The sequence below is a fragment of the Nitriliruptor alkaliphilus DSM 45188 genome, assembly GCF_000969705.1.
Lineage (GTDB): Bacteria > Actinomycetota > Nitriliruptoria > Nitriliruptorales > Nitriliruptoraceae > Nitriliruptor > Nitriliruptor alkaliphilus.
Genome location: NZ_KQ033901.1, coordinates 2,626,604 through 2,642,548, shown reverse-complemented (window position 1 = coordinate 2,642,548; position 15,945 = coordinate 2,626,604). Strand labels below are relative to the sequence as shown.

The 15,945-nt window shown below is 72.1% G+C and carries 17 protein-coding genes; 4 read left to right on the top strand and 13 right to left on the bottom strand.

The window, feature by feature from the left end; all coding sequences use genetic code 11:
- Positions 1–79: 79 nt before the first annotated feature.
- The gene (locus tag NITAL_RS12365; RefSeq protein ID WP_052666486.1) at positions 80–427 is read left to right on the top strand and encodes a hypothetical protein; all 348 of its coding nucleotides are present in this window, start codon (positions 80–82) and stop codon (positions 425–427) included.
- 130 nt (positions 428–557) lie between these two features.
- Here NITAL_RS12365 and NITAL_RS12360 read toward each other — a convergent pair whose 3' ends face one another.
- The 9 genes from NITAL_RS12360 to NITAL_RS12320 all read right to left on the bottom strand — a co-directional run bounded on the left by NITAL_RS12360 (position 558) and on the right by NITAL_RS12320 (position 10,015).
- Positions 558–2,234: an AMP-binding protein gene (locus tag NITAL_RS12360; RefSeq protein WP_083441515.1), complete on the bottom strand. Its 1,677-nt coding sequence runs from the start codon at positions 2,232–2,234 to the stop codon at positions 558–560.
- On the bottom strand, positions 2,231–3,226 hold the full coding sequence (locus NITAL_RS12355) for a TIGR03619 family F420-dependent LLM class oxidoreductase (protein WP_211262379.1): 996 nt from the start codon (positions 3,224–3,226) through the stop codon (positions 2,231–2,233). Before NITAL_RS12355 ends, NITAL_RS12360 begins: the two co-directional genes overlap by 4 nt.
- Positions 3,223–4,380: an acyl-CoA dehydrogenase family protein gene (locus NITAL_RS12350; protein ID WP_052666485.1), complete on the bottom strand. Its 1,158-nt coding sequence runs from the start codon at positions 4,378–4,380 to the stop codon at positions 3,223–3,225. The genes NITAL_RS12355 and NITAL_RS12350 overlap by 4 nt, the downstream gene beginning before the upstream one ends.
- Before the next feature lie 72 nt (positions 4,381–4,452).
- The gene (locus tag NITAL_RS12345) at positions 4,453–4,938 is read right to left on the bottom strand and encodes a MaoC/PaaZ C-terminal domain-containing protein (RefSeq protein ID WP_211262378.1); all 486 of its coding nucleotides are present in this window, start codon (positions 4,936–4,938) and stop codon (positions 4,453–4,455) included.
- A gap of 10 nt (positions 4,939–4,948) precedes the next feature.
- On the bottom strand, positions 4,949–5,473 hold the full coding sequence (locus NITAL_RS12340; RefSeq protein WP_083441514.1) for an FAS1-like dehydratase domain-containing protein: 525 nt from the start codon (positions 5,471–5,473) through the stop codon (positions 4,949–4,951).
- Entirely contained in the window at positions 5,470–6,567 is a 1,098-nt protein-coding gene (locus NITAL_RS12335; RefSeq protein WP_052666484.1) for a CaiB/BaiF CoA transferase family protein, read from the bottom strand. Before NITAL_RS12335 ends, NITAL_RS12340 begins: the two co-directional genes overlap by 4 nt.
- The gene (locus tag NITAL_RS12330; RefSeq protein WP_052666483.1) at positions 6,560–7,753 is read right to left on the bottom strand and encodes an acyl-CoA dehydrogenase family protein; all 1,194 of its coding nucleotides are present in this window, start codon (positions 7,751–7,753) and stop codon (positions 6,560–6,562) included. The genes NITAL_RS12335 and NITAL_RS12330 overlap by 8 nt, the downstream gene beginning before the upstream one ends.
- 52 nt (positions 7,754–7,805) lie before the next feature.
- Positions 7,806–8,879, bottom strand: a complete 1,074-nt coding sequence (locus NITAL_RS12325) for an alanine/ornithine racemase family PLP-dependent enzyme (RefSeq protein WP_052666482.1) — start codon at positions 8,877–8,879, stop codon at positions 7,806–7,808.
- Positions 8,876–10,015, bottom strand: coding sequence for an N-acetyltransferase DgcN family protein (locus NITAL_RS12320; protein ID WP_052666481.1), 1,140 nt, complete (start codon positions 10,013–10,015; stop codon positions 8,876–8,878). The genes NITAL_RS12325 and NITAL_RS12320 overlap by 4 nt, the downstream gene beginning before the upstream one ends.
- Positions 10,016–10,544: 529 nt before the next feature.
- On the opposite strand from NITAL_RS12320, the gene NITAL_RS28050 reads away from it, so the two are divergent.
- Together NITAL_RS28050 and NITAL_RS12310 are read left to right on the top strand one after the other, a co-directional pair.
- Positions 10,545–10,826, top strand: a complete 282-nt coding sequence (locus tag NITAL_RS28050; RefSeq protein ID WP_052666480.1) for a type II toxin-antitoxin system Phd/YefM family antitoxin — start codon at positions 10,545–10,547, stop codon at positions 10,824–10,826.
- Positions 10,826–11,086 (top strand): type II toxin-antitoxin system RelE family toxin, encoded by a 261-nt coding sequence (locus tag NITAL_RS12310; RefSeq protein ID WP_052666479.1) that lies wholly within the window; start codon positions 10,826–10,828, stop codon positions 11,084–11,086. Before NITAL_RS28050 ends, NITAL_RS12310 begins: the two co-directional genes overlap by 1 nt.
- A 37-nt stretch (positions 11,087–11,123) precedes the next feature.
- Here NITAL_RS12310 and NITAL_RS28515 read toward each other — a convergent pair whose 3' ends face one another.
- The 3 genes from NITAL_RS28515 to NITAL_RS12295 form a co-directional block, all read right to left on the bottom strand.
- Positions 11,124–11,336 carry a hypothetical protein gene (locus NITAL_RS28515; RefSeq protein ID WP_157041795.1) on the bottom strand — a complete coding sequence of 71 codons (213 nt, stop codon included), beginning with the start codon at positions 11,334–11,336 and terminating at the stop codon, positions 11,124–11,126.
- A gap of 384 nt (positions 11,337–11,720) precedes the next feature.
- Positions 11,721–12,320, bottom strand: a complete 600-nt coding sequence (locus NITAL_RS12300; protein ID WP_052666477.1) for an NADPH-dependent FMN reductase — start codon at positions 12,318–12,320, stop codon at positions 11,721–11,723.
- Positions 12,317–13,627: a bifunctional 3,4-dihydroxy-2-butanone-4-phosphate synthase/GTP cyclohydrolase II gene (locus NITAL_RS12295; RefSeq protein ID WP_083441511.1), complete on the bottom strand. Its 1,311-nt coding sequence runs from the start codon at positions 13,625–13,627 to the stop codon at positions 12,317–12,319. The genes NITAL_RS12300 and NITAL_RS12295 overlap by 4 nt, the downstream gene beginning before the upstream one ends.
- Before the next feature lie 240 nt (positions 13,628–13,867).
- On the opposite strand from NITAL_RS12295, the gene NITAL_RS12290 reads away from it, so the two are divergent.
- Positions 13,868–14,683: an SDR family NAD(P)-dependent oxidoreductase gene (locus NITAL_RS12290; RefSeq protein WP_169786829.1), complete on the top strand. Its 816-nt coding sequence runs from the start codon at positions 13,868–13,870 to the stop codon at positions 14,681–14,683.
- A 27-nt stretch (positions 14,684–14,710) separates the two neighbouring features.
- On the opposite strand, the gene NITAL_RS12285 is transcribed toward NITAL_RS12290, so the two are convergent.
- Positions 14,711–15,916, bottom strand: a complete 1,206-nt coding sequence (locus tag NITAL_RS12285; protein WP_052666475.1) for an EAL and HDOD domain-containing protein — start codon at positions 15,914–15,916, stop codon at positions 14,711–14,713.
- Between the last annotated feature and the right edge of the window lie 29 nt (positions 15,917–15,945).

Below are 15,945 nucleotides of genomic sequence, written 5' to 3'. Positions count from 1 at the left end.
CCCCGGTGTTGGCGAGATCGCCCCCGGGACGCACGACGCTCGGGCGTATCCTTCGGGCTCTGCCACGAGGAGCTGTCTCATGGGGTGGGTGGGTGACGTCGGTCAGGCGCCTGACCTCGAACGCTGGCGACCGTTGACCGACGAGCTCCGCGCCAAAGCGGCCTCCGTGGGCTCGGTCATGATCGGCGGGGATGCTCCGCGGGATCCGAACGGGTTGCCGTTCCAGGTCGCCGTCCGCACCGACGCCGACGGCCGACCCCTCGGTCTGGTCACCGATCTCGATGGCGAACCGCTCGCGTGGGTCATGTCCGCCGATGGCACCGATGGCATCCGTGACGAGGCCGGCAGGGACGCCCTACGTCCGGTGCCGGCCGACGTCGCCGAAGCGGCGCAGGAGTCCCTGGCCGAGGAGCAGGCCGGACGCTGACGGGCACGCACGGGCGCCGTACCTGTCCGCCGTGGCCGTCGACCGGACAGGCGACCCGGATGCAGTCATCGGACTGCACCCAAGCGTCCTGGTCCGTCGCCGCCTGTCGTGGTCGACGCAGATGCAGTCATCAGACTGCATCCGGGTGGCGGGCGTCCGCTGCGACGTACCGGCCGCTGGCCTGCAGCGTCGCCAACATGGCATCGCGGTCGACGGCCGTCAGCGGCACGAACGCCTCGTCGTCGCCGGGTGGACGCCAGAGGACGTCTTCGGTCGACCACCAGCCGGCATCGGCGAGGTCGCGGCCACGGACCTTGTGGGTCACGGTGCGGGGCAGCTCGTCGACCAGGCGCAGGAACCTCGGGACGGACTTGGCGCCGAGGTCCGGGCGACCCCGCAGGTAGGCGCGCAGCGTCGCCGCCAGCTCGCCCCTGGAACCCGCCCCAGGTCGGGGCACCACCACGGCCAGGAGCTGATCGCCCACCTGCGGGTCAGGGACGGCGACCACCGCAGCCTCCACGACCTCGTCGTGATCCGACAGCGCAGCGGCGATCGGGGCGATCGCCAGGTTCTCCCCGTCGACGCGCACCCACCCGTCGCGCCGTCCGGCGAAGTACAGCCACCCGTCGGCGTCGCGGTACACCAGGTCACCGGTGTGGAACCGGCCATCCCGGACACGTTCCGCCTCGGCGTCGGGGTTGCGCCAGTAGCCCTCGAAAGCGCCGGGCCCACCGGTGCCGACCAGTTCGCCGATGGCCTCGTCGGCGTTGACGAGCTGCCCCGCTCCGTCGAACCGTGCGTCGGGGCACGGCCGCCCCGTGTCGACGTGCAACACGTCCAGGCCGGAGCGCGTCCGTCCGATCGCGCCTCGCGGGGCGTCCGAACTGCGGGCGAGGGCCACCCCACCCTCGGTCGAGCCGTACCCGTCGATCACGGTGCAGCCGAACCGTTCGGCGAAGGCGTGCAGGTCCCGATCGGAAGCCTCGTTGCCGAACACGATGCGCAGCGGCACATCCCCATCGTCCGCCTGTGGCGGTTGCGCGAGCACGTAGGCCAAGGGCTTGCCGACGTAGTGGGTGTAGGTGGCCCCGCACTCCCGGACGTCGGCGATGAACGTGCTGGCGGAGAAGCGTCGCCGCAGCGCCAGCGTTCCTCCTGCGGCCAGCGTCGGTGCCCACCCGGCGGTCAGTGCGTTGGAGTGGAACAGCGGCATCGCCGTGTAGGTGACGTCCTGCGCGGTCAGGCCGAGCATCTCGACCAGGACCTGGCACTGACGCGCCAGCCGTCCCTGGGTGGTGCGGACGGCCTTCGGGTCAGCGGTCGTCCCCGAGGTGAACAGCAGCAGCGCGAGCGCGTCGTCACCCGGCAGCAGGGCCGGGGATGACGAGCCCACGAACGGCGCCAGCCGTGGCACCCACCGGTCGTCGTCGACGAGCACGATCCGGTCCGGATCGAGACCCACCTGACCCAAGGCACCGACGTGTCGCCGTTCGGTGACCACCAGCTGGACGTCGGTGTGCGCGACGTCCCGGGCCAGCTCGGCCGGCCCGCGCGTCGGGTTCAGCCCGACGATGGTCACCCCCTGCAGCGCGGCCGCGCCGAGCAGCAGGGGGAACTCGGCCACGTCGTCGAGCAGCACGCCGACGTGCCACGGACCCTCCCGACGCTCCGAGGCCAGCCACGCACCGCGCACCGCGCTGGCCGCGACGACCTCGGCCCAGCTCCACCGCCGGCCGGTCTCGAGCTCGAGCAGTCCGAGACGTCCGTCCTCGCGACGGTCCACGAGCAGCTGCGCCAGCGACGTCACGAGGTGACGGGCCGGCGTTCACGCAGGGCCGGCAGCAGCTCGTCGCCGGCGCGCGCCAGCTGGTCGACGAGCTCGGACGCATCACGCGACCGGAACCGGACCTGCACGTGGCGGCACCCCGCCGCGGCGTAGCGGTCGATGCGTTCGGCGAGCTCGTCCGCGGACCCGACGCGGGTGTGCGGACCGACGTCCCACGACGGCGCCCCGAGGTACATCGGCGGGGCGGTCGCCCCGAGGTCGTAGCTGGCCGGCTCACGGCCCGACGCCTCGGCCAGCACGGCGAGCTGGTCCGGCAGCGCGGACAGCCGGGTGCCCTGCGGGAGCCACCCGTCCCCCCGTGCGGCGACGCGCCGGAGCGCCGCCGGCGAGCTGCCACCGACCCAGATCGGCACCGCCGCCTGGACCGGTCGGGGGGCAACGCCCACGCCGGAGAACCGCCAGACCTCCCCCTCGTGGGTCGGCACCTCGTCGGTCAGCGCGGCACGGATGGCGTCGATCGCTTCGTCCAGCCGCGCACCGCGCCCGGCGAACGGGACGTCCAGGGCGGCGAACTCCTCCTCGACGTGGCCGGCACCCACCCCGAGGATCACACGCCCGCCCGAGAGGTGGTCGAGGGTCGCCACCGTCTTGGCGGTCTGCAGCGGGTGGCGCAGCGCGACGACGGCGACGTGGGTCAGCAGGCGCACCCGCGTGGTGACCGCCGCGAGGTAGGCCAGCGTGCTCCACGGGTCGAACCAGGTCGTGCCCATCGTCTCGGCGCGATCGGTCGGCACGGCGACGTGGTCACACACGCCGACGTACAGCAGCCCGGCGTCCTCGGCAGCGCGGGCGACGGCGACCAGCTCCTCCACCCCGGCCGTGTGCTCCCAGTCTTCGGCGAACAGGCGGCTGCGGGCCTGGACCGGCAGCTGGATGCCGAGACCGACCGCGCCGGCGGGCACGATCGACACCGGTGCCCGGCCCACCGCTGCCGGCGCGGACACGGCGCTCACACCCCCGCGTCGATCGAGACGAACGGCGTCGGCGCGTCGAGCTCGGCCGCCGCGATCTCCTCGTCGAGCACGGCGGGGCCGAACCACAGCAGGTCGTGCTGCTTCGCCCGGCGGAAGTACAGCTGCACGTCGATGTCCAGCGTGAAGCCCACCCCGCCGAAGGTCTGGTGCGCGACCCGCGTCGCCCGCCGGTAGACGTCCGCCGCGTACCGCTTCGCCATCGCCGGCAGCGGCCCGGCGGTCCCCTGCTCGCTGGTCCAGGCGGCCTCGTAGACGAGGGTCCGGGCGCCGTCGATCTCGGTGGCGATGTCCGCGATCGGGTGGGCGACCCCCTGGAAGTTGCCGATCGGGACGCCGAACTGCACCCGCTCCTTGGCGTACGCCACGGTCATCTCCAGCGTGCGCTCGGCGCCGCCGACAGCCCACCCCGCTGCGGTGATGAGTGCACCGTCCATCGCGGTGCGGAAGGTCGACCACCCCGTCCCCGGCGCGCCGAGCCGCGAGGTCGCAGGCACACGCACCCCGTCGAACCGGACGCGGCACGACGCGTCCGACGCGAGGGTCGGGGTGTACTCGATGTCGATCCCCGGCGTGTCCCGGTCGACGAGCACGAGGTCGATGTCCTCGAGGTCGTCACCCCGCCGGGCGAGGACGAGCAGCGCCGAGGAGGCGAGCGCGTACGGGACCACGACCTTGGTCCCGTCGAGGACCAGGTCACCGCCCTCCTCGCGCACGGCCAGGTGGATCCCGGCCGGACCGTCGCTCGCGGCGGCCTCGTGCCAGGCGAGGGTCACGATCCGCTCACCGGTGGCGATCCGCGGCAGCCAGTTGCTGCGCAGCTCCTCGCTGCCGGCAGCAGCGAGGATGCTCCCGGCCACGATGCAGCTGACCAGGTACGGCGACGGTGCCAGCGCCCGACCGAGCTCCTCGGCCACGATGACCGACTCGAGGAGCCCCATGCCACTGCCCCCGTGGGACTCGGGCAGGGTGAGGCCGAGCAGGTCCATCTGGCCGAGCTCACGCCAGAAGGCCGCGTCGAAGCCGACCGGGTCGTCCTCGAGCTCGCGCACCCGGTCGATCGGGCACGACGCGGCACACACGGCTCGGACGGCCTCGCGCAGGGCCTGCTGCTCGTCGCTGAACTGGAGATCCACGGCGTGCTCCTGGCGGTTCGGGCGGGTCGGGACGGGCAGGTCGGGGCGGGCAGGTCGGCCGAGCCGGCTCGGTCAGGGGCGCCAGTCGGCACCGGTGCGCGACCAGGGGTTGTCGCCGGGTCCGGTGGGCAACGCCAGCTGCGCGGTCGAGGTGGTCGCGACCTCGTCGTCGACGGTCAGCGCGACCTCGCAGGTGACCCAGGTGACGTCGCCGTCGGGGCGGACCTCGGTCACCTCGGCATCGAGGTCGAGGCGGTCACCGGGGACCACGCTGCGCTTCATGCGGAACGCCAGGCGTCCGAGCCGCGCGTGCGGCCCGCCCCACCCGGTGAGGTAGCGCTGGATGATCCCCGCCTGGTGCGGGGTGTTGAGGAAGATGTCGGGCAGGCCGGCGACCTCGACGCAGTGCTTGTGGTCGTGGTGCTGGGGCTGCCAGTCGCGGGTCGCCGACGCCCCCATCACCACCGTCCGCGGCGTCACGTCGACCGACAGCCGCGGCAGCCGATCGCCGACGGTGACGTCGTCCCCGGTGCGGTGGACCTGGACCAGCTGGGTCACGGCGATCGCCTCACGAGTAGCAGAAGAAGTCGTAGGACTCGACCCCGAGCAGCCGCCCGTCCTGCGCGGTGTAGGTCACGTCGATGGTCCAGAACCGCCCGGTGCCGAGACGGATGGTCTTGACCGGGCTGATGGACCGCACCGACTGCACGGTGCGGACGCGATCGCCCGGGCGCACCGGGTCGTGGAACACGATCTCGTTGGAGGCGACGATGCCCTTGTCGAGCCCGGTGGCGTCCTTGAGACGGAAGTGCAGCTCGAGCGGCCGGATCGCATCCTCCCGCCGAGGATCGAACATCAGCGGCCGCATCCACACCGACAGCATCGTCGGTGGCGCGGTCGGACCGCCGGTCACCTCGGTCGCGACCGCGTCGTCCCAGTAGACGGGGTTGGCGTCCTCGCACGCCTCGCACCAGTGGGTGACGTACCCCTGCTCGCAGGCGACGTCCCCGAACCCGGCGTCGAGCTCCACGCCGACCCAGGCCTGGACGTCCTCCTCGGTCTCGGCCACCGCGGGCGCGTCGGTGACGCTCACACCGCCACCTCCCGCTGACCACGGTCGAGCCGCACCGGCCCGTCCGGCGCCGGCGCGCCGGCGACGACCGGTCCGAGCTGCGCGAACCTGGTCCCGTCCGGGCCGACCACCTCGCCGAGCAGGCCACGGCCCGTGACGTAGGTGGACGTCGCGATCTCGTCGATGTCGAGCACGGGGGACACGCAGGTGTCCGCCGGGCCGAGCCGCGCGACCCAGTCGTCGCGGTCCCGCATCGCGAAGGTGGCCACGAGGTCGCGGCGGATGTCGTCCTGCCGGTCGTCGTCGAGCTGTGCCTCGGCGTGCTCGGGGTGACCGAGCGCGGTGCACAGGTTGGTCCAGAAGCGGCGTTCGATGGCCGCGACCGCGACCCACCGGTCGTCCGCGCAGCGGTAGACCTCGTGGCAGGCGTACCGGCCGGTCAGCAGACCCTCCCCCGGCCCCTGCGGGGCTCCCGTCGCGAGGTGGTCGTCGATGACCAGCGAGGTGGCGGCGAGCACCCCGTCGGTGGCCGAGACGTCGAGGTCGGCGCCGCGCCCGGTGCTGGCCCGTCGGACCAACGCCGCGCAGATGGCGAGGGCGGCGTGCATGCCACCGCCGGCGCTGTCGGCCCAGGTCGCCCCCGGCAACGCCGGGCCACCGTCGGCGCGTCGCCCCTGGGCCGCCAGCGCCCCCCCGACGGCCTGGTAGTTGAGGTCGTGCCCCGCCCAGGACGCCATCGGGCCCGTCCGCCCGTACCCGGTCAGGGACGCGTAGACCACCTGCGGCGCCACCGCGTGGACGTCGCCGGCACCGACGCCGAGCCGGTCGGCGACGCCCGGTCGGAACGCGTCGAGGATCACGTCGGCGTCGCGGGCGAGCTCGAGGAACGCCGCACGTCCGTCGTCCGAGCGCAGGTCGATGGTGACCGTTTCGGTCCCCCGTCCCGCGCTGTAGGCGTGCACGTGGGGGACGATCCGCCCGGCGGTCGCCGGCGGTGCGACCCGGATCACACGGGCGCCGAGGTCGGCGAGCAACGCGGCACACCGGCGGCCGGGCCCAACCGTCGACAGGTCGAGGACGGTGACCCCGTGCAGCGGCGCGTCGGGCTCAGACACCGTTGTTGACCGGCAGGCCGAGACCGCGGCGGGCGATGATGTTGCGCTGCACCTCGTTGGTGCCGGCACCCACGGTGTCGACCACGGTGTAGCGCAGCGCGTGTTCGAAGCGGCCGTCGACCGGCGCGTCCGGCGACCCTCGCCGCAGCACACCGGTGGGTCCGGCAAGCTCGAGCATCGCGTCCGAGACCTGCTGGCCGAGCTGGCAGGTCCACAGCTTGAACATCGCCGCCTCGATGTTGGGGACCTCGCCGGCCGCCGCCTTCGCGATGGTCCGGAGGGTGTGGACCTTGGCGACCTCGACGGCGGTCGCGAGGCGGGCGACCACCTGCCGGGCGCGCGGGTCGTCGCGCAGCGGGCGCCCGTCGACCTCGGCGGTGCGGACCCAGTCGCGGAAGACCTCGTAGCGCTTCACGTAGGCCGACACGGTGAAGAGGGTGAAGCGTTCGAAGTCGAGCGCCTCGGACACGTAGTAGAAGCCCTTGCCGACCTCGCCGACCACGTACCGGTCGGGCACGAAGACGTCGTCGAGGAAGACCTCGTTGACGCGCTCGTCGCCGAGCGTCGGCATGTTGGTGACCTGGATGCCGTCCTGGTCCATCGGCAGCAGGAAGAGCGTGGTGCCCTTGTGCTTGCTGCCGGCGTCCGGGTCGGTCCGGGCGATCAGCCAGTACCACTCGGCGAAGTGGGCGGACGTGGTGAAGCGCTTCTGACCGGTGAGGCGCCAGCCGCCGTTCTCCTCGTCGCGCACCGCACGCATCGACAGGGCGGCGAGGTCGGATCCCGCGTTCGGTTCGGTGTAACCGATCGCGAACTCGATCTCGGCGTTGAGGATCTGCGGCAGGAACTCCTGCTTGAGCTCCTCGGAGCCGTGCCGGATGAGGGTCTTGCCGACGATGCCGACCCCCTTGCCGATGTACGGCGCACCGACGGCGGCGAGCTCCTCGTTGAGGACGTACTCGTACATCCCGTCCATGCCACCGCCGCCGTACTCGGTCGGCCAGCTCATGCCGAGCCACCCCTGCGCGGCCATGGCCTTCATGAACTCGCGACGCTTCGGCGTGTCGACCAGCTGCGCCATGCCCTCGCGCCGGACGTCCATCACCTCGTCGTCCCAGTGGTCCTGGATGAACGCGCGGACCTCCCGTTGGAACGCCAGGATCTCGGGTGGGTAGGTGAAGTCCACGCGCCCGTTCTCCCTCGGCTGGTTCCCACCGAGGACACTATCTGACGACCCGTCAGAAACGCAAGGGCTGGGTGGCGGTGACGTCGACCACGGTCGGCGAGGTCATCGCGCGCAGGAGGGCGCTGTAGTCGGGCTGGAACCTCAGCTCGGTGCCGATCGGCACCACCGTCGCGGAGGTCAGGACGAGGTGATCGCTGCTGGCGCCGACGATCTCGATGCCCTCCGGTGCCTGGAGGCCCTGCGGATCGGTGTCCTGCTGCCCGAGCGCGACGATGGTCTGCGCGACGGGCCCACGGTCGACCACGGCGGCCGGCGGCCCGAACGCCGTCCGGGCGGTCCGTCCCCAGGGGAGGGACGGCTTGATCCTCGACTCGATGACCTCGCCCACCAACGTGAAGGCATCGGTGTGCAGAGCCTCGATCGGTCGACGCTGCAGAGGTTCACGCCCCAGCAGGATCGCCTCACCGAGGCGAAGATCGTCGATGCGGCCGACGGGATCGTCCCCGAGCGCCCAGTCGAGGTTCGCGGAGTTGCCGCCCGAGACCACCTCGAACCTCGCGCCGGTCGCGAGCTCGATCGACGTGGCCAGCGCGGACAGTTCAGCCATCTTCGCAGCGTCCGGCACGACCCCACTGCGGCAGGCGAGGTTCGCTCCCAGGCCGATCAGCGTCACACCGCGCAGGTCGAGGATCTCACGGACGAGGGGGCCGAGGTCGACGGGCAGCACGCCCTCGCGGAGGTCGCCCAGCTCGACCATGAGCACGATCCGGTGGACCACCCCACGACGCCGTGCCTCCGACGCCAGGGCGACGATGACCTCGAGCTCGGTGTTGTAGCTCACGTCCACGCGGCGTACGACCCGGTGAACCTGGCTCAGCATGGGCGTCCGCAGGAGCGTCATGCGCGCCTCGACGCCGGCGCGGCGCAGCGCCTCGATGTTCTCGATCCGCGAGTCGCCGAGCGCGCGGATGCCGCCGTCCACCATGGCATGAGCGATGTCGGGCCGACCGAGCGCCGCCTTGGTCACCCCGGTGACCGCGATCCCACGCCTGCCGAGGCGATCGACCAGCGTCCGCGCGTTGTGGGTGATCGCGTCCAGCCGGATCTCCAGCCGCGGTGCGGTCACACCGCGCCGACGGTCAGCTTCACCTCGAGTTCGGGGAACGCCGCGAGGACCATCTCCACCAGACGGTCGGGGGACCGGCTGAGCGCGTCCGTGGCGGGCAGTCCGAGGGTGACCTCGAACCCGGCGATCGCGGACGACAGCTCGTCGTCGGTCATGCCCTCGTGGTTGAGCGACAGCCCGATCACCTGGGTGTCCGAGAACGTCTCGATGAGGCGGATCTCGCTGGTCGGCGTCGGCGTCGGGAACCGGGGGAAGTCGCTCAGCCGCGAACGGGCGGGAGCGTGCTGGAGCACGACCGCCTGCGGTCGCGCGCCCTTCAGGATGAACGCCGAGCTCGAGTAGGCGGGGTGGCTGAGCGCCCCCTGCCCCTCGATGACGATCACGTCGGGGGCCTCGGCCTCGTAGGCCTCGACGACCGCAGCCTCCATCTCACCGGCCGCGAACTGGGCCGGGACGGCGTCGAGTGCCAATCCGTGCTTCGCGCCCTGCATCAGCCCGGTCTGCCCGGTACCCACGAGGACCGTCCGCAGCCCATGCGCCTCGAGCGCGCGGGTCAGGATCGTGGCGGTCGTGCGCTTGCCGATGGCGCAGTCGGTGCCGAGCACCGCGATGCGCGGGCACGGCACGTCGAGGATCCGCCCGCTGAAGGTGCGCAGGTCCTTCTTGTCCCGCGGGCGACGGATGTCGATCATCGTGACCTGGTGGATGGCGCTGGCCGCGACGAACTCCGCGTCGTCGTGCAGGAACTCGTGCAGCCCGTTGACGATGCCCATCCCGTGACTCATCGCCTCGAGCACGACGCCACGTTCGTGGACGGACAGCATCCCGCTCGTCGGAGCGAGTCCGAAGATGAAGTAGTCCGGGACGACGCCGGCGTGCGCCAGGGCGTCGGCCAGGTCGCTGCGGACCGGGATCCCGTTCGCGACCTGATCGAGCAGCGTGCCGGTGTCGAGGCCGACCTGCTGGCTGTCGATCACCGACAGGATGTCGTACCGCTCGCTGTGCCGGACCAGGCCGTTGGCGGTCTTGCCGTCGATGCGGCCGAAGTTCGCCTCGCAGTAGACGATCGCGGTGGCGCGGCCGGGCGTCTCACCGGCGTCGCGCAGGTCGGTACGGAGAGCGGGGAAGGACGACATTGGGCACACCTCTGGCGCGAGAGCTCAGAGGAGGCGACGAGTGTGGTGCCGATCCGAGTGGACCGGCGGTCGAGAAGTCCCCGCTAAGACGGAAGAACGAGTGAGGCCACCGTACAGGCTCGCCCCCCTGGCAGGTCCGCCGTACGGCCCGGCGCGCGGTGACGCCACCGGTGCCCGCGGTCTCAGGCGGTGCTGAGGTCGGCAGCAGGTGTTGCAGGATGGGCCCAGAGCAGCGCGATGGTGGGTTGTCACCTCCCACGACGCCAGGATCCGCCGGTCATGGCTGGAGTGGCGACGTGCGTGGCGCTGCGCCCCTCGCTACGCCCGGTCCCAGAAGCTGGGCTGGAGCCCAGGTTCTGGTCGGTCGGAGCGCGTCGTGGCCGTGGCCGTGACCGTTCTCTGGGCTGGAGCCCAGTTCATGGTCGCAACGCCCGGAGTCCCGCGACCCGGTCTGAGCTTCTTGATACGGCGAGCTGGGTCGCAACCTGTGGGGGACCCGGATGTGTACGCAGAGAGGTACACTCCTGAGATGTCGAAGACCGTGCCCGTCCGAGAGTTCCGCACCCACCTCGCCGATCTGCTCGATGAGGTGGCTGACCGTCGTGAACACGTGACGGTCACCCGTCGCGGCCGGCCCGCAGCCGTGCTCGTCCCGGTCGATGAGTACGAGGCGCTGGAGGAGACCGCAGAGATCCTCTCCGACGAGGGCGCGCTCGCGGCGATCCGGCGCGGCCTCGATGACCTAGCAGCTGGTGACGTCACCAGTCTCGACGAGGTGCGTGCCCAGCACGCGGCCCGCGACCGCTCGTAGTGGCTCGCGTCTTCCTCACCCGCACCGCGCGCGACGCGCTGGCGGCGTTGGACGTCCTGCTCGCGGACGCGGTGCTCGACGCGCTCGGCGAACTCGAGCGTGAGCCAGAGATCGGTCACCAGCTGCGCGGGCGGCTCACCGGCTTGCGGTCCTACCGGGTCGGGGCCTACCGCATCATCTACGAACTGCGCGACGAGAAGACCGTGCGCGTGGTCGCCATCAGGCACCGCGGCGACGCCTACGGCATCGACCCTCGGTGATCCGCCCCATCCTGCCCACAACGCCCGTGAGTGCACGTCAGCGTCCAGCCTGCTCCTCGGCCAGGTACTCCCACGCCGCTTCGGCGACGTCCGCAGGCACCGGACGCAGAGCGTCTCTGCCAGCTTCATCGCGGATGTCGTGGGTGCCGTCAGCGGAGATGACCCACGCGAGCGGCTCGCCGTCCAGATCGGTGATCAGACCGATGGGTCGGCCGTCAGCGTCGGAGCGAACGGCGACCTGGAAAGGCAACCCGTTCGGATCTCGCGGCGCATCCCCCGTGATCATGAGGGAACCCAGCGATGCTGCTCCGTCACGGAGCTCGTCGGTCAACGGTCGCCAACGCGCGAGATCAGGAGCCTGACCGATACCGCCGACCCATCGCATCGGGCAGCTCCCGTGGTAGAGCCGGAAGGATACGCCCGGAACCGCCAGGATCCGCCGGTCATGGCTGGGGTGGCGACGTGCGTGGCGCTGCGCCCCTCGCTACGCCCGGTCCCAGAAGCTGGGCTGGAGCCCAGGTTCTGGTCGGTCGGAGCGCGTCGTGGCCGTGGCCGTGACCGTTCTCTGGGCTGGAGCCCAGGTCTTGGTCGCAATGCCTTCGGGGCCTATCTCATCACCACCCACTGGCCGAACTCAGGCGGTGACCAGCTCGACGGACGCCGCGGCCGCCGCCTGCGCCCGCGCGAACTGGACGACCTCGGCACCGACCGTCTCCAGCTGCCAGGCCAGCTTCTCGTCGGTGACCGTCCCGTCGGGCCCGAAGGGCTTCTCGAGCGAGTTGCACCCGGCACCGAGGGGTGTCGGCCACCCGCGCAGGGAGTGCGTGATCGCCCGCAGGGCCCCCAGCGTGACGACCACGCCCTGCCACCCGGCCCCCGTCGCGATGCAGCCGACCGCACGGCCGTCGAAGTAGGGGCGCTCGGCCTCGCGCAGGTCCTCGACGTAATCGAGGGCGTTCTTGACCAACCCCGAGACGCCCCCGTGGTAGGCCGGTGAGGCGATGATGAACCCGTCGGCCCGGGCTACCTCCGCGCAGAACCGCTCGGCGGTCTCGGTACGGGCGGGGTCCTCGGGGGCGTACATCGGCATCTGCGCCAGGTCCGCACCGAGGAACGCCGTGGTGGTCGCGCCCCGCGACCGCGCGGATTCGAGCGCCGCCAGCAGCGCGCGCTCGGTCGACGAGCCGACCCGGGTGGTGCCGCCGATGCCGACGATGTGGGGTGCGGTGGTCACGGTCGTCCTCCCTCGGCCACGAGCCGCAGCTCGTGGCCCATCTTGCGCTGCTTGGTGGTCAGGTAGTCCACGTTGTGCTCGTTGGGCGCCACCTCGACGGCGACGCGCTCGGTCACGGTCACGCCGAACGCGGTCAGCGCCTGGCCCTTGATCGGGTTGTTGGTCAGCAGGCGCACGCGGTCGACGCCGAGGTCGAGCAGCATCTGCGCCGCGGCGTGGTACTCCCGGGCATCCGGCGCGTGGCCGAGCTCGACGTTGGCCTCGACGGTGTCCGACCCGGTCTCCTGCAGCGCGTAGGCCCGCAGCTTCTCGACCAGGCCGATGCCCCGACCCTCGTGCCCGCGCAGGTACACCAGGGCACCGTGGCCGTCCTCCGCGATGGCCGCCAGGGAGGCCTCGAGTTGCTCGCCGCAGTCGCAGCGTCGCGACCCGAGGACGTCCCCGGTCAGGCACTCGGAGTGCACCCGCACCAGCGGCACGTCCCCGAGCTCGCCACGGGCGAGGACGAGGTGCTCCTGCCCGTCGTCGGCGCGGAAGCCGATCGCACGGAAGTCACCGTGGTCGGTGGGCAGCACGGTCTCGGTCACGCGGGTGACCTGGCGTTCGTGGCGGCGTCGGTGGACGACGAGATCGGCGATCGTGATCAGGTGGAGACCGCGCCGCTGCGCCATGGCGAGCAGCTCGGGCATCCGCGCCATCGTGCCGTCGGGGTTCATGATCTCGCAGATGACCCCGGCCGGCGCCAGCCCGGCCATCCGCGCCAGATCGACGGCCGCCTCGGTGTGGCCCTCGCGCTCCAGGACCCCGCCCGGGCGAGCCCGGAGCGGGAAGACGTGCCCGGGGCGTCGGAGCTGCTCGGGACGGGTCGCCTCGTCGACGAGGTGACGGATCGTCCGTGCCCGGTCCGCGGCCGAGATGCCCGTGCTGCCGGGGACCTCGAGGTCGACCGAGACCGTGAACGCGGTCTCCTCCCGCCCCGCCGCCTCGGGGACCATGGGGCCGAGGCCGAGCGCATCGAGGCGGGCGCCGGTCATCGGCGCGCAGACCAGGCCGCGGCCGACGGTGACCATGGTGTTGATGTGCTCGTCGGTGACCAGCTCGGCCGCCCCGACGAGGTCGCCCTCGTTCTCGCGGTCGACGTCGTCGACGACGATCACCAGTTCACCGCGAGCGATCGCGGCGAGGGCATCCTCGATCGAGGACAACCCCGCCGCAAGATCCGCGTCGGTGAGGTCCAGCACCCCGCCGGGGGCGGCGTCCCCGCGGCCGAGCTCCTCGAGCCCGAGGGTCGCGACCTGTCCGCGCACGTTGTCCTCCTGAGGTCCCGGCCCTGCGTGTGTTCGCTATCTCGAACGACTGGTCAGGATGCCGAACGCAGCGTAGGGTGGTGGCGCCGCCCGGGTCAAGGGCGGCCGACGTGGACGACCGGCCCCCGGTTGACGTAAGGTCCCGATACCTGACGGTTCGTCAGGTCTGCTCGGGAGGCGGACAGCAGGGTCGGTACAGGCCGATGCGGGCAGATGCGGTACGACGAGGACGGAGCACAGGTGAGCCAGGTGCGTGAGCAGCTCGATCGGGCGTTCGCCATGGAAGGCCGCGTCGCGGTCATCACCGGCGGGGCGAGCGGCATCGGCGAGGCGACGGCGCAGGTCCTCGCCGCCGCCGGCGCCGCCATCGTCGTCGGGGACATCGACGAGGCCGGGGCCGAGCGGACCGTCAAGTCGATCGAAGCGGACGGCGGGCGGGCCGTCGCCCAGCGGGTCGACGTCCGCTCCAAGGCCGAGGTCGAGGGCCTCGTCCAGCGCGCCGTCGACGAGTACGGCCAGGTCGACTTCGTGGCGAACATCGCCGGGATCGCCGCCGAGGGGCCCGCCGAGGACATCACCGAGGAGGAGCTCGACCGCCTGCTGGCCATCAACCTCAAGGGCACCCTGTTCGGCGTCCAGGCCGCGATCGCCGCGATGAAGCCCCGCGGCACCGGCTCCATCGTCAACGTCGCCTCCGCCTCCATCGACGTCGCCGCGCCGGGCTACAGCCTGTACGCGATGACCAAGGCGGCGATCACCCAGCTGACCATGAACGTCGCCTGGGAGGTCGGCCGCCACGGCATCCGCATCAACACGATCGCACCGGGGGCGACCGTGACGCCGTTCACCGCCCGGCACGCGTACGACGACGAGGGCAACGTCGATCCGGCTCGGATGGATCAGTTCGTGGAGCGGATGCGCAACATCTCGCCGCTCAGGCAGGTCGGCGAAGCCGTCGACCAGGCCTACCTGTTGCTGTACCTCGCCTCCGACGCGTCGCGCTTCTGCACCGGGCAGGTGTGGCGCGCCAACGGCGGTCAGGCCATCGTCCGCTGACGCGAGACGTCGGAGCGGGCCGGTCGATCAGGCGCAGACCGCTGCGGACCAGTTGAGCGCGGCGACGTTGGCCTGGGCGAGCTTCGTCGGCTCGATACCGATGGCGCGTCCGCCGTCCTCGGCCCGCTGCCACGCCGCCTGCTCGGTGGCCAGCTCGACGTCGAGCAGGGGCCGCAGCGCCCCCCGGCCGTGCTCGAGAGCCTCACGGACCTCGTCGGACACCGGCAGCACGTCGAGCGTCTCGGCGCTGAGACGGCCCTCGGGGCCGAGCACCGAGAACATGCCGAGGGTGAAGGCCTCGAGCCGCCGGTCGCCTCCCCGCATCTCCTCGAGGAGCTCACAGCTGCGAGCCCGGGCGCTGGCGAGCGTCACCAGCTCGACCGGGGCGTCCTCGGCGAGACGCCCGAGGGTCAGCAGGCTCACCCAGCGCTGGACGGCGCGGACGCCGAGCAGCACCAGACCGTCGTGGATCGACGCGACCTTGCGGTACCCGGCCACGCGCCGGATGAGGCGCAGGAACCGGTCGGTGAGGGTGATGTCGGAGCGGATGAGCTCCTCGACCGCACGGAGGTCGACCTCGTGCTGGCCCAGCGCGTCGAGCAGCTGGAGGTGACCGGGGGCGAACTGCAGCGGTCGGAGCGCGCGGACGTCCCGGGGGCGGGTCCAGAACAGCCCCTGGACCAGCTCGGCGCCGACGGCGCGGACGCGTTCGAGCTGCTCGTAGTCCGCGACACCCGCGGCCACCACGTTCGACCCGCGAGCCGCGAGCTCACCGATCAGGGGCAGGAGCGACGGTCCACCGTCCGGCGCCACGTGCACGCGTGCGTGGTCGGTGAGGTCGAGGACGTCGATCCGCGGGTCGCCGACCGCCACGTCGTCGAGGCAGATGCGGTACCCGGCGGTGCGGTGCTCGTGGAGGGCGGTCCGCAGCTGCTCGTCGGGAACGGCTCCGGCCGGCAGGCCGAGCACGATGCCGTCGGTCGGCAGATCCAGCAGGGTGCCGCTGCGCAGCAGTTCCTCGGTGACGGTGATCCAGGCGTCGGCGCCGCCGGTCAGATCGCGCCGGCCGAGCGTGAGCAACCCGTCGACCACGAGGGCGGCCGAGGCCGACGCAGCACGGGGCTGGCGGGGCACGTCCACGTCGCGGTGGAGCAGCTGGTAACCGACCACCTCGACGTCCACGTCGAGGATGGGCTGCCGCGCCAGCAGCAGCTCACCGAGCACACCTGTCACGTCGGCTCCTCATCCGCGAACACCGACAC